A 12,926-nucleotide genomic window follows, 5' to 3' on the forward strand; every position below is an offset into this window, starting at 1 on the left:
CAGGCAGGTCACTATTTTCGCGGCTGCCCGGTGAGATTGCCAGCCTGCGCCGGGGCAAAGGCTCTAATCGACAAACTGTTACTTTGTCTTTACAGGCTGGCCCATAAACTTGACAGGCGCAAGCCGGGACCTTTTCGCTTACCTCTCGCTTTGTCATCTAATCCTGATATTTTGCCCGCCATAACAAGATGACTGGCGGGTGAACCGCTGTTTTAACCTCCTTTCACAGAAAGAAATTTTGCATAATCATGATGACTAAACTCGAAAATCGCCCGCTGCTGGTGATGCTCATTGTGCTGGTGGCAGTAGGGCAGATGGCACAGACTATCTACGTCCCGGCGATGTCGGTGATGGCGGATGCTCTGAATGTGCGGGATGGCGCGCTGCAGCGTGTGATGGCGGCCTATCTGATGACCTATGGCGGATCCCAGCTGATCTATGGCCCGCTGTCAGACAGCATCGGTCGTCGTCCGGTGATCCTGGCGGGCATGATGATCTTTATGATCGGCGCAATTACGGCACTGATGGCGACGTCGCTCGATATGCTGGTGTTCGGCAGCGCTGTTCAGGGACTGGGCACCGGCGTAGCTGGCGTGATGGCCCGCACCATGCCGCGCGATCTCTACGAGGGGCACGCACTGCGGCGCGCTAACAGCCTGCTTAATATGGGCATTCTGGTCAGCCCGCTGCTGGCGCCAGTAATTGGTGCACTGCTGACTCAGCTCTTTGGCTGGCACGCCTGCTTTGCCTTTCTGCTGCTGCTCTGTCTGGCGGTAACCGTCTCCATGGCACGCTGGCTACCGGAGACCCGACCGCAGAGCGCGGAAGTGACACCTTTCTTTAAACGCTACGCCCGCCTGCTCAGCGACGCGAATTTCGTTCGCTACATTGTGCTGCTGATTGGCGCGCTGGCCGGGATTGCGGTATTTGAGTCGAGCTGTGGCGTTCTGCTGGGCGGCGTGCTCGGCCTGCACAGCCTGACCGTCAGCATCCTGTTCATCCTGCCGATTCCGGCAGCGTTTTTTGGTGCCTGGTTTGCCGGTCGCGAGCAGGGTTCATGGCACAGTCTGATGTGGTGGGGCGTAAATAGCTGCCTGCTGGCGGGCATCCTGATGTGGATCCCGGCATGGTTCGGCGTGATGAATATCTGGACGCTGCTGGTCCCGGCTGCGCTGTTCTTCTTTGGGGCTGGCATGCTGTTCCCGCTGGCGACTTCAGGCGCGATGGAGCCTTATGCCTGGCTGGCGGGTAGCGCGGGCGCGCTGATTGGCGGGATGCAGAATCTGGGATCGGGCCTGGTGGCGTGGCTGTCAGCCATGATGCCGCAGCGCGATCAGTTCAGCCTTGGCATGCTGATGTTCTTCACGGCGCTGGTGATGCTGCTCTGCTGGTTGCCGCTCTCACGTCAGCCGGAGCGCGGCAACCAGCCGGTTACAGGATAAAGGGATGGAGCGCCGGATCTTTACGGTCGAGATAGTGAATCGACTGAATACGGCGGATGGTGCGTGATTTACCGCGAATCAGCAGGGTCTCGCTGGTGGCGATATTGCCCTGACGCGTAATGCCTTTCAGTAGTTCGCCACTGGTAATGCCGGTGGCGGCAAACACCACGTTGTCATTGCGTGCCATCTCATTCAGCATCAGCTTTTTGCCCGCTTCAATCCCCATCTCTGCGCAGCGCTGCAGCTCCTGCTCACCCAGCAGACGGTTTTCAGCGCTGTCGCCTTTCACGTGGTGACGCGCCAGTAACCGGCCCTGCATATCCCCATCCAGCGCGCGGATCACCGCCGCAGAGACCACGCCTTCCGGTGCGCCGCCGATGCCATACATCACATCCACTTCGCTGTCCGGCATGCAGGTCAGAATGGAGGCGGCGACATCGCCATCCGGGAAGGTAAACACCCGCACGCCCAGTTGCTGCAACTGACTGATCACTGCGTCATGACGTGGCTTTGCCAGAATCGATACGGTTAGCTGTGATAGCGGCTTATTCATCGCGATGGCGATGTTACGCAGGTTGGTTTCCAGCGGCAGGTCGAGATCGATCTCTCCACGCGCTGCGGGGCCAACAATCAGCTTCTCCATGTACATGTCGGGTGCGTGCAGAAAGCTGCCCTTATCGCCTACAGCCATCACCGCCAGCGCATTAGCCTGGCCAAGCGCCGTCATGCGGGTGCCTTCAATCGGATCGACCGCAATGTCGACCGCATCGCCGCGGCCGGTACCGACTTTTTCACCGATATAGAGCATCGGAGCTTCGTCGATTTCGCCTTCACCGATCACAATCTGACCGTCGATTTCAATGGAGTTCAGGACATGACGCATGGCATGGACAGCCGCGCCGTCAGCCGCATTTTTGTCGCCGCGTCCTAACCAGTGATAGCCTGCCAGGGCGGCAGCTTCGGTTACGCGGGAAAATTCAATGGCAAGTTCTCGTTTCATGGCATCTACCTGACAAAAAACAGGCAGGCAGTGTAACACAGCGGGGCAGTGGAGCGGGGAAAAGGCCCGCGACAGCAAGGGTCGCGGGCATTGATATTACTCTTGTTCTTCCCACGCCTGGGCGCGGGCTACAGCTTTTTTCCAGCCAGCATAACGGAAGTTACGCTCGGTGGTTTCCAGGCTTGGACGGAATTCACGCTCAATAACTGCTTTAGAGCGGACTTCATCCAGATCCTGCCAGAAGCCGACAGCCAGACCTGCCAGATAAGCAGAACCCAGCGCGGTGACTTCACGCACTTCCGGACGCTCAACACGGGTGCCGAGGATGTCAGACTGGAACTGCATCAGGAAGTTGTTGGAAACCGCGCCACCATCGACACGCAGCGCCTGCAGGCGGGTGTTGGCATCGTTCTGCATCGCTTCCAGCACGTCGCGCGTCTGATAAGCGATAGACTCCAGCGTCGCACGGATGATGTGGTTAGCATTAGCACCACGGGTCAGGCCGAAGATAGCACCACGGGCATACGGGTCCCAGTAAGGAGCGCCCAGGCCGGTGAAAGCAGGCACCATGTAAACGCCGTTGGTGTCTTTCACTTTCATCGCAAAGTATTCAGAGTCAGCAGCTTCACTGATCAGCTTCATCTCATCGCGCAGCCACTGAATAGAGGCGCCACCGATAAACACAGCCCCTTCCAGTGCATAGTTCACTTCACCGCGCGGGCCACAGGCGATAGTGGTCAGCAGGCCGTGCGTCGAGGTTACCGCTTCAGTACCGGTGTTCATCAGCATAAAGCAGCCGGTGCCGTAGGTGTTTTTCGCCATGCCAGGCTGAACACAGAGCTGGCCATACAGCGCAGCCTGCTGGTCACCGGCAATACCGGCGATTGGAATACGTGTACCGCCTTTACCACCGATGTTGGTCTGACCATAGACTTCAGAAGAGGACTTCACTTCTGGCAGCATTTCACGCGGGATATCCAGGATATCCAGCATACGCTGATCCCACTCCAGCTTATGGATGTTAAACATCATGGTACGGGAGGCGTTGGTATAGTCGGTGATATGCACCCGGCCCTGGGTCATTTTCCAGACCAGCCAGGTATCGACGGTACCAAACAGCAGCTCGCCACGTTTTGCACGCTCACGAGAGCCTTCAACGTGATCCAGGATCCACTTCACTTTGGTTCCGGAGAAGTAAGGGTTAATCACCAGACCGGTGGTGTGTTGGATATACTCTTCCAGACCCTCTTTCTTCAGTTTGTGACAGTAGTCGGCGGTGCGGGGATCCTGCCAGACGATGGCGTTGTAGATCGGCTTACCGGTCTCTTTTTCCCAGACGATAGCGGTTTCGCGCTGGTTGGTGATACCAATTGCCGCAATCTCATCAGAGCGGATGTCGGCATGGGCCAGCACTTCAACCAGCGTTGAGCTTTGTGAAGCCCAGATATCCATTGGATCATGTTCAACCCAGCCCGCTTTCGGGTAGATCTGGGTGAATTCGCGCTGCGATACCGCGACGATATTAGAGTCGTGGTCGAGAATGACGGCGCGGGAGCTGGTTGTGCCCTGATCGAGCGCGACAATATATTTTTTATCTGTGGTAGTCATAAATTCTGTCCTGATGATAAAAGGTGAAACTTACGCTTTACGCTGCTGAGCGCGTGCAACCGGTTTGTCTGCTGGAACGCTTGCAGGTTCCTGGGCGGTACCTGGCAGGTAGCGACCAATCAGTGTGCGATAACCTACTGCACCCAGGCAGGCACCGACCAGCGGGCCAAAAATCGGCACGAGGAAGTAAGGGATGTCACGACCACCGGTAAAGGCAACGTTACCCCAGCCTGCCAGCCATGCGAAGATCTTCGGTCCGAAATCACGAGCCGGGTTAAGGGCGAAGCCGGTCAGAGGACCCATGGAGCCACCGATAACCGCAACCAGCAGGCCAATCAGCAGTGGAGCCAGTGGGCCACGTGGAATGCCGTTGCCGTCATCCGTCAGACCCATAATGACCGCCATTAATACTGCAGTGATGACCATCTCAACCAGGAAGGCCTGGCCGACACCGATATGTGGATTAGGGTAGGTTGAGAAGATGCCTGCCAGGTCGAGACTTTCAACCGTGCCGCGCACCATCTGGTGGCTCTGCTCATAATCAAAAAACAGGCTGTAGTAGAGACCGTATACCAGCGCCGCGGCACAGAAGGCACCGGCAATCTGCGATACGATATAAGGCAGAACTTTACGTCCTTCAAAATTAGCAAACAGGCAGAGTGCAACGGTAATTGCCGGGTTCAGGTGCGCGCCCGAAATGCCTGCGGTGAGGTAGGCGGCCATGGAAACGCCAAGACCCCAGATGATGCAGATCTCCCACTGACCGAAGGCGGCACCGGCGAGTTTCAGTGCAGCCACACAGCCTGCGCCAAAGAAAATAATCAAGCCTGTCCCCAGAAATTCGGCAATACACTGACCTTTGAGCGTGTTAGTTGTCTGACTCATAATAGTGGTTCCTGAAGCGAGGTTAAATTTTATCAGTTTTTGTTCTCATTCCATGAGGCACCCAGCTTTAATGTAGGGCTGGTGTGAATTTATCGTTAACGAACATAAACGAGAAATAGCGAAATCGTTTTTTGTGTACTGCGTCATAAAAATGCGCGTTTTCGCGTATTCTGGCTTTCCTTAGCCAATATTCGCGCCTGATGACGGGGATAACGCACCCGTACCAGAAAGCCGTCGCAGTAAGCGCAGCGTAAATTCAGGGATTGGCTGAAAAGTGTTACAGACTACGCCCGCAGCGGCCGCGTTGCTGGACTTGCGGGGTGAGGCTACATACAATCGGGACAACGTTGCTGGCTTAAGCTGGCATCATCAACGCCTTGCAGGAATTTAGGAGAGGTCAGAAAGATGTCATTTGAAGTGTTTGAGAAACTGGAAGCGAAAGTACAGCAGGCGATTGATACCATCACCCTGTTGCAGATGGAAATCGAAGAGCTGAAAGAGCAGAACAACTCACTGCGTAACGATGCGCAACAAGTCGCGGGCAACCACGATGCGCTGATGCGTGAAAATCAGCACCTGAAAGAAGAGCAACACGTGTGGCAGGAACGTCTGCGTGCATTGCTGGGAAAAATGGAAGAGGTTTGAAGCCTCAGCTGATGTGAAAAACGGGTGCTCAGGCACCCGTTTTCATGTCTGGCCTATTCGAGGTCCAGCGCATCCTCTGACAGAATGATACCGGTGTTGTCGGCATAGAGATGGTCGCCGGAGAAGAAGGTGACGCCGCCGAAATTAACGCGCACATCGCTTTCGCCAATTCCTTCACCCGCAGCGCCTGCCGGAATCGCGGCAATTGCCTGAATGCCAATCTCCAGCTCTTCCAGCTCATCAACCTGGCGTACCGAACCGTAAATCACCAGACCTTCCCACTCGTTGGTTGCCGCCAGACGTGCCAGCTGCGCATCCACCAGTGCACGGCGCACTGAGCCGCCGCCATCAATCACCAGTACCCGACCCCGGCCATTCTCTTCCAGCAGATCGTAGAGTAAGCCGTTGTCTTCAAAGCATTTCACTGTGGTAATCTGACCACCGAATGAAGTGCGCCCACCAAAATTTGAAAAAAGCGGTTCAACAACATTCACTTCTTCATGGTAGATATCGCAGAGTTCAGATGTATCGTATTTCATAAGGGTTTCGTCTGTTTGCCACAGGAAGGGTAAGTATATCGCTATATGCAGATTGTTGGCAAAATCATCAGTATGAAAAAAGCATCGTTCGATCAAGAACATGCATAAAAAAGCCCAGCCGGGTGGGCTGGGCTTCTGAAAAGCGCTGAATCAGTGGATCAGAGAATGAAGCGGCTAAGGTCTTCGTCAGCCACCAGTTCATCCAGATGTTTACCGACATAGTCAGCATCGATGGTAACGGATTCACCATGACGATCGCTGGCGTCATACGAAATATCTTCCATCAGACGCTCCAGCACAGTATGCAGACGGCGCGCACCGATGTTTTCGGTGGTTTCGTTGACCTGCCATGCGGCTTCAGCGATCCGGCGAATACCCTCTTCGGTGAACTCAATGTTCACGCCCTCGGTATTCATCAGCGCTTTGTACTGCACGGTAATCGAGGCATTCGGCTCGGTCAGGATGCGCTGGAAATCGTTCACGGTCAGCGCCTGCAGCTCAACACGGATGGGCAGACGACCCTGCAGTTCCGGGATCAGATCGGAAGGGCTGGCAACCTGGAACGCGCCTGAGGCGATAAACAGAATGTGGTCCGTTTTCACCATACCATGCTTGGTGGAGACGGTGCAGCCTTCCACCAGCGGCAGCAGGTCGCGCTGAACGCCTTCGCGTGAGACATCCGGGCCGCCGGCATTCTGGCCGCCGCGCTTACAGATTTTGTCGATCTCATCGATAAACACGATACCGTGCTGCTCAACGGCATCAATCGCGTCCTGCTTAAGCTCTTCCGGGTTAACCAGTTTGGCCGCTTCTTCTTCGATCAGCAGCTTCATCGCTTCTTTGATCTTCAGCTTGCGGGCTTTCTGCTTCTGGCCGCCGAGGTTCTGGAACATCGACTGCAGCTGGCTGGTCATCTCTTCCATGCCCGGAGGGGCCATGATTTCGACGCCAGGGCTGCTGGCGGCCAGGTCGATCTCAATCTCTTTATCGTCCAGCTGGCCTTCGCGCAGCTTCTTGCGGAACGACTGGCGTGCTGCAGAGGGTTCAGCGCTCTGCTCTGACTGGCCCCAGTTGTTTTTTGCTGGTGGAATCAGTACATCAAGAATGCGCTCTTCCGCCATCTCTTCGGCACGATATTTGTTCTTTTCAATCGCCTGACTGCGCACCATCTTAATGGCCGAATCGGTCAGGTCACGAATGATAGAGTCCACTTCCTTACCGACATAACCGACTTCGGTAAATTTGGTCGCCTCTACTTTGATAAACGGCGCATTGGCCAGCTTAGCCAGACGACGCGCGATCTCGGTTTTACCGACACCGGTCGGACCGATCATCAGGATATTTTTAGGGGTCACTTCATGGCGCAGCTCTTCGTCGAGCTGCATGCGGCGCCAGCGGTTACGCAGTGCAATAGCCACGGCGCGCTTAGCGCTCTCCTGGCCGATGATAAAGCGGTTCAGTTCGCTGACGATTTCGCGAGGAGTCATCTCAGACATATTTATACCCTTACGACTTAGACGTTAATTCTTCGAAATTAACGTTGTGGTTAGTGTAGATGCAGATATCACCCGCGATATTCAGCGACTTTTCGACGATGTCGCGTGCGCCCATCTCGGTATTCTCCAGCAGCGCACGTGCCGCTGCCTGGGCGAAAGGCCCACCGGAGCCGATGGCGATCAGATCGTTTTCAGGCTGGATGACGTCACCGTTACCGCTGATGATCAGTGAAGCTGATTCATCCGCGACGGCCAGTAAGGCTTCAAGGCGACGCAGCATACGGTCAGTACGCCAGTCTTTGGCGAGTTCCACCGCAGCTTTCACCAGATGGCCCTGATGCATTTCCAGTTTACGTTCGAAAAGTTCAAACAGGGTGAAGGCGTCTGCGGTGCCGCCAGCAAATCCGGCAATCACTTTATCGTTGTATAAACGACGCACTTTTTTAACGTTGCCTTTCATCACGGTATTGCCGAGCGTAGCCTGGCCATCACCGCCAATCACTACCTGGCCGTTGCGTCGTACACTTACTATTGTTGTCACGGGCAGACCCCTTGTTGCAGTCGGAAAAGGACTCCGCGCACCGGGCGCGGAGTATCATGCAACAGATATGGGGCGGGTTTGACGGGTTTCAACCCCCGACGGAGAGCGGAATACAGCTGGAGTGTCCGGAACTGCGCAGGCGCTTCAGGGTGCTGTCAGCGGATGCGCGGTCTTTATAAGGACCGATAACCACACGATTCCAGCCGCCACCGGTGGTAATACGGCTTTCAAATCCTTCAAAGGCTAAGCCTGCGCGCACCGATTCAGCCTGGTCAGTGCCCTTAAACGAACCACACTGCACCATCCAGCGCTGCGAAGAGGCTTTCTCCGCCGGTTTCGCTTTCGCGGTCTCCTGCGGTTTTGGCTGCACTTCCGGTTCACGCGTAACAGGTGCTGGCTGCGTCTGGCGCTGTACGTTTTGCTGCTGCTGCTGCTGCTGCTGCTGACGTTGCTGTTGTTGTAATTGCTGCTGTTGCTGGCGCTGTTGTTGTTGCTGCAACTGCTGCTGGCGTTGCTGTTGCTGCTGAGCCTGCAACTGCTGACGTTGCTGCTGAACCTGTTGCTGCTGCTGTTGTTGCTGAACCTGCTGCTGCTGACGTTGCAGTTGTTGCAACTGCTGCTGATGCTGCAGTGTCTGCTGACGTTGCGCCGGCGTCTGTTCGTTCCACGGCACTTCGTTGAGCTGCGTCGGCTGCTGACGCATATCCGCCTGCATCTGCTCCAGCAACTGCCGCTGCTCGTCGGTCAGCTGTGTCTGCGACTTCACTTCGCCACCCGAAGAGGGTTCGATAGGTGTCGGCACAGTGACCTGACGGTTCTCCAGCTCTTTAATATATTTCCAGCGCTCTTCTGGCTTCGGCGGCAGGCCATTGCCGTTGGCTTTATGATCCGTAATGACCGGCACGTCCTCTTTTTTGTGATGCGCCAGGAACCATAAACCACCGGCAAAGGTCACCAACACTGCGACCGCCAGTACAATCATCAGTTTAGATGTTCCCGAACCGCCTTTGCTCTTCTTGCCACGGCTGGGGCTTTTTTTGCGACGCGTCCCTGTTGAACGCCCGCGGCCTACGTAATCTTTTTGTGCCACTCTCGTTCTTATACCCTTCAAAAATAGTGCCAGATGGGCGAAATGATGATTTTTACGCGCCCGGCAAGGAGTCCGCCATGTTACTTAAGGGTCGGAACTTTGACCAGCAGTGTTCGCCTTAAGAATCTACTGAAAAAATCAGACAAATACGCTTATTTTTCACGCTTTTTTGCTCGCGCCGTGCTGCCACGAATGGTTAAACCGGCATCCAGCAGCCGCGATCCGCTGATGACCCGTTTGCCATTTAACTCATCCAGTAGCAGAAGCATCGCTTCCCGGCCTATCTGGTAACGTGGCTGCGTGACCGTGGTCAACGGCGGCTCGCAGTAACGTGATAGCTCAATGTCATCGAATCCGACCACAGAGAGGTCCTCCGGTATCCGCAGTCCGCAGCGCCGGGCCTGATTCATCGCTCCAAGTGCCATAATATCGCTGTGGCAGAAGAGCGCGCGCGGCGGTTGCGGCAGGGTCATCAGCTGATTCATGGCGGCAACGCCCGCTTCAAATGTGAAGTCACCGCGCACAATATAGGTGGGATCGACCGTCAGCCCGCTGCGACGCATCGCCTGGACATACCCCTGCAAACGATACTGGCAGAGCGGCATCTCTTCCGGCCCGGCGATACAGGCGATATGTGTGTGACCCAACTGCAGTAAATGATTTACCGCTTCAAATGCGGCGGTCAGGTTATCGATGTGGACAGTGGGCAGTGACATTTCCGGCGCAAACTCATTCGCCATTACCATAGGCGGCAAGTTGCGTTGCTCATCAATGCTGGCATCAAAAGGCAACTTTGAGCCGAGCAGCACCATGCCATCGATCTGTCGCGTCACCATCAGGTTGAGAAAAGTTCTCTCCTGCTGATTCTGATGCGCGCAGTCACCAATCAGCACCAGATAGCCCTCTTCGGCTGCCGTAACTTCAACGCCTCGGATGATTTCACTAAAGAAGGGATCGCAGATGTCAGGGACAATGACCAGGATGGTACGCGTCTCATTACGACGGGCGTTGCGCGTGGGGCCATGTGCCGCGTAGCCGACGGCGGCAACCGCCTGCTCGACTTTCTGGCGGGTGGCCGCAGAAACCTTCTCCGGATTCATCAGCGCACGCGATACGGTGGCGGTTGAGACGCCCGCATGTTCCGCAACATCTTTCATCGTGGCGGCGGGCGGTTGTTGATTCTGCTCCAACACATGCTCCTGACGCGTTATGGCGCGTTCAATTCTGTTTCTGCCTGACCTGAAGGCAAACCGGGCAACATTGTTAACGATTGCCCGGCTGGTTGTTACTTAATTTGCATAAAAATTGTGACTTATGCGACATTTTTCGATCTGGCTCGCAGTGTCAGCTTAAATCAGCTCTCGGTAGGGTCGATATCCAGCGTCCATTTCACTTTGCGCGCCGCGGGCAGTGTTGAAACCAACGGCAACGAACTGCTCAGCAACTGTTGCAGACGCTGCCGGGAGGGATGCTGCAGCAGCAGTTGCCAGCGCCAGCGTCCACTGCGTTTTGGCTGCAGTGCAGGCAACGGACCCATAAACCACATCGCCTTATCGTTCAGCGGGCTTGCCTCCAGCAAATTACGGAGTTGTTGCAGGAATTCCGCCGCCTGCTGGTTATCCATATCTTCAGCGCGGAACAGCGCATGGCGGCTCCAGGGCGGCAGATGGACTGCCTGTCGCTCCAGCAAGGCCTGCTGGGCGAACGCCGAATAGCCCTGGTGCAACAGCGTCTGCAGCAGCGGATGTTCCGGATGGTGAGTCTGCAGCAACACCTCGCCCTGTTTGCCGGCACGGCCAGCACGACCGGCGACCTGGGTGTAGAGCTGAGCGAAGCGTTCCGCCGCACGAAAATCGGCTGAGAACAGCGCACCATCGACATCCAGCAGCGACACCAGCGTAACATCGGGGAAGTGGTGGCCTTTGGCCAGCATCTGGGTGCCGACAAGGATTCGTGCGCCGCCGCGATGAACGTCAGCCAGATGCTGCTCCAGCGCACCTTTGCGGCTGGTGGTATCACGATCGATTCGCGACACCGGCACGCCAGGGAAAAGTGTGCCGAGCTGCTGCTCCAGTTGCTCAGTCCCGACGCCTACCGGTAGCAAATGGGTTGAACCACACTGCGGGCATTGATTAGGCAGCGGACGCTGGCTGTCGCAATGGTGGCAGCGTAGCTGGCGATGGTGCTGATGCAGCGTGTAGTAGCGGTCACAGCGGGTACACTCAGCAATCCAGCCGCAATCATGACAGAGCAGGGCGGGCGAAAAGCCGCGGCGGTTAAGAAACAGCAGCACCTGATTATCGGCCTGCAGATGCTGGCGCATTTTACCAATCAGGCCCGGTGCCAGACCGCCGATCAGCTGCACACCTTTTAAGTCGATAAGCTGTTGCAGTGCCGGTCTGGCATTGCCGGCGCGTTTTGTCAGGTCGAGCTGGCGATACTTGCCGCTGCGGACATTGTGCAGTGTCTCCAGAGCGGGGGTCGCCGATCCCATAACAATCGGGATATCCTCTTCATGTGCGCGGAAGACGGCCAGATCGCGCGCCTGATAGCGCCAGCCTTCCTGCTGTTTATAGGAGCTGTCATGCTCTTCATCGATAATAATTACGCCAGGACGGGCCAGTGGCGTAAACAGCGCCGATCGGGTGCCAATCACAATCGCCGTTTCGCCGCGCCGCGCACGTAACCAGACCGCCAGCCGCTCACTGTCATTTAATGCGGAGTGCAGCACATCAATGGGCGCATCAAAACGTTCGCGAAAACGGGCGATAGTTTGCGGGGTCAGGCCAATCTCCGGTACCAGCACCAGCGCCTGTTTACCGCGTGCCAGCACATTTTCCAGCACGCTGAGATAAACCTCGGTTTTGCCTGAACCCGTGATGCCCGCCAGCAGCCAGGCTGCATAATGTTCATCATCTGCCCGAATCGCACCCACGGCCATCGCCTGATCGGTATTCAGCCGCAGACGTTCGCCTTTTACGGCATAAGTGGTACGCCAGTCGTGCATCTGCGGCTGATGCTCATGCAGTTCGCATAACCCTTTGGCACGTAGCGCCTGCAGCGTCGCATCCGTGAGGTCATGTTCACTGACCTGATGACGATAGAGCGGTTGCTGCCGCAGTGCAGCCAGCGCCTGCTGCTGTTTCGGTGCCCGCTTTAAACTTTCCGGCGCAGTCGCCCGACCCTGCTCGGTGATTTCCCAGCGCCATAAGGGATTGTCCTGCGCCGCTTTGCCCTGACGCAGCAGTACCGGAATAGCGTGACTCAGTACCTCTCCCTGCGGCGAATGATAATAGCTGGCGGCCCAGTTAAGGATGCGCCACAGCGATGCTGGATAGAGGGATTCACTATCCAGTACCTCGATCACGCGCTTGAGTTGTGCTTCCGGCAGATCGCTGCTGTCACGAAAGGCGACCACAATCCCGATCATCCTGCGATTGCCAAAGGGCACACTCACGCGACCACCAATGACCGGCTGCGCGCCCTGTGGCGGCAGATAATCAAACAGGCGGGGCAAGGGGACGGGCAGGGCGACCTGGACTACGGGCATAACTCTCTCTTTCCGGCTCAATGATCGGGGAAGCTAGTGTACACGCTGACCCTGATGGCGGGTATCTCAGCAGATATTTGCAGCAATCGAAACTTACCTGTATAATATGCCGCCTTCGGTGAGAAATATC

Annotated in this window: 11 protein-coding genes; 2 read left to right on the forward strand and 9 right to left on the reverse strand. The window is 56.1% G+C overall.

Annotated elements, in window-relative coordinates:
- The first annotated feature begins 248 nt into the window (after nt 1–248).
- On the forward strand, nt 249–1,442 hold the full coding sequence (emrD, locus tag OK409_RS14790) for a multidrug efflux MFS transporter EmrD (RefSeq protein WP_022624918.1): 1,194 nt from the start codon (nt 249–251) through the stop codon (nt 1,440–1,442).
- Here emrD and glpX read toward each other — a convergent pair.
- The 3 genes from glpX to OK409_RS14805 all read right to left on the reverse strand — a co-directional run bounded on the left by glpX (nt 1,432) and on the right by OK409_RS14805 (nt 4,935).
- Nucleotides 1,432–2,442 (reverse strand): class II fructose-bisphosphatase, encoded by a 1,011-nt coding sequence (gene glpX, locus OK409_RS14795; protein WP_010258186.1) that lies wholly within the window; start codon nt 2,440–2,442, stop codon nt 1,432–1,434. The genes emrD and glpX overlap by 11 nt on opposite strands.
- 96 nt (nt 2,443–2,538) lie before the next feature.
- Nucleotides 2,539–4,050, reverse strand: a complete 1,512-nt coding sequence (gene glpK / locus OK409_RS14800) for a glycerol kinase GlpK (protein ID WP_010258184.1) — start codon at nt 4,048–4,050, stop codon at nt 2,539–2,541.
- A 30-nt stretch (nt 4,051–4,080) separates the two neighbouring features.
- Complete coding sequence (locus tag OK409_RS14805) at nt 4,081–4,935, reverse strand: MIP/aquaporin family protein (protein ID WP_010258182.1); 855 nt, start codon at nt 4,933–4,935, stop codon at nt 4,081–4,083.
- 405 nt (nt 4,936–5,340) lie between these two features.
- Between OK409_RS14805 and zapB the strand changes: the two genes are divergently transcribed.
- Entirely contained in the window at nt 5,341–5,580 is a 240-nt protein-coding gene (gene zapB, locus OK409_RS14810) for a cell division protein ZapB (protein ID WP_003851242.1), read from the forward strand.
- Nucleotides 5,581–5,633: 53 nt separating this feature from the next.
- Here the strand turns inward: zapB and rraA are convergent, their stop codons facing one another.
- The 6 genes from rraA to priA all read right to left on the reverse strand — a co-directional run bounded on the left by rraA (nt 5,634) and on the right by priA (nt 12,796).
- A complete protein-coding gene (rraA, locus tag OK409_RS14815) occupies nt 5,634–6,119 on the reverse strand; it encodes a ribonuclease E activity regulator RraA (protein WP_009088032.1) in 486 nt (161 codons plus the stop codon).
- A gap of 158 nt (nt 6,120–6,277) precedes the next feature.
- Nucleotides 6,278–7,615 carry an HslU--HslV peptidase ATPase subunit gene (hslU, locus tag OK409_RS14820; RefSeq protein WP_010258177.1) on the reverse strand — a complete coding sequence of 446 codons (1,338 nt, stop codon included), beginning with the start codon at nt 7,613–7,615 and terminating at the stop codon, nt 6,278–6,280.
- Between the two features lie 10 nt (nt 7,616–7,625).
- Nucleotides 7,626–8,156 (reverse strand): ATP-dependent protease subunit HslV, encoded by a 531-nt coding sequence (gene hslV, locus OK409_RS14825; RefSeq protein WP_010258174.1) that lies wholly within the window; start codon nt 8,154–8,156, stop codon nt 7,626–7,628.
- A gap of 88 nt (nt 8,157–8,244) precedes the next feature.
- Nucleotides 8,245–9,246: a cell division protein FtsN gene (gene ftsN, locus OK409_RS14830; RefSeq protein ID WP_045139512.1), complete on the reverse strand. Its 1,002-nt coding sequence runs from the start codon at nt 9,244–9,246 to the stop codon at nt 8,245–8,247.
- A gap of 152 nt (nt 9,247–9,398) precedes the next feature.
- Nucleotides 9,399–10,436 (reverse strand): DNA-binding transcriptional regulator CytR, encoded by a 1,038-nt coding sequence (cytR, locus tag OK409_RS14835; RefSeq protein WP_010672069.1) that lies wholly within the window; start codon nt 10,434–10,436, stop codon nt 9,399–9,401.
- 164 nt (nt 10,437–10,600) lie between these two features.
- The gene (priA, locus tag OK409_RS14840; RefSeq protein ID WP_010672068.1) at nt 10,601–12,796 is read right to left on the reverse strand and encodes a primosomal protein N'; all 2,196 of its coding nucleotides are present in this window, start codon (nt 12,794–12,796) and stop codon (nt 10,601–10,603) included.
- Between the last annotated feature and the right edge of the window lie 130 nt (nt 12,797–12,926).

The sequence above is a fragment of the Pantoea sp. RG18 genome (assembly GCF_025910075.1).
Classification (GTDB): domain Bacteria; phylum Pseudomonadota; class Gammaproteobacteria; order Enterobacterales; family Enterobacteriaceae; genus Pantoea; species Pantoea agglomerans.

What these genes read in the sequence shown, in the direction of transcription:
- emrD (WP_022624918.1), top strand. Translation starts at nt 249, where the DNA reads ATGATGACTAAACTCGAAAATCGCCCGCTGCTGGTGATGCTCATTGTG.
- glpX (WP_010258186.1), bottom strand. Translation starts at nt 2,442, where the DNA reads ATGAAACGAGAACTTGCCATTGAATTTTCCCGCGTAACCGAAGCTGCC.
- glpK (WP_010258184.1), bottom strand. Translation starts at nt 4,050, where the DNA reads ATGACTACCACAGATAAAAAATATATTGTCGCGCTCGATCAGGGCACA.
- OK409_RS14805 (WP_010258182.1), bottom strand. Translation starts at nt 4,935, where the DNA reads ATGAGTCAGACAACTAACACGCTCAAAGGTCAGTGTATTGCCGAATTT.
- zapB (WP_003851242.1), top strand. Translation starts at nt 5,341, where the DNA reads ATGTCATTTGAAGTGTTTGAGAAACTGGAAGCGAAAGTACAGCAGGCG.
- rraA (WP_009088032.1), bottom strand. Translation starts at nt 6,119, where the DNA reads ATGAAATACGATACATCTGAACTCTGCGATATCTACCATGAAGAAGTG.
- hslU (WP_010258177.1), bottom strand. Translation starts at nt 7,615, where the DNA reads ATGTCTGAGATGACTCCTCGCGAAATCGTCAGCGAACTGAACCGCTTT.
- priA (WP_010672068.1), bottom strand. Translation starts at nt 12,796, where the DNA reads ATGCCCGTAGTCCAGGTCGCCCTGCCCGTCCCCTTGCCCCGCCTGTTT.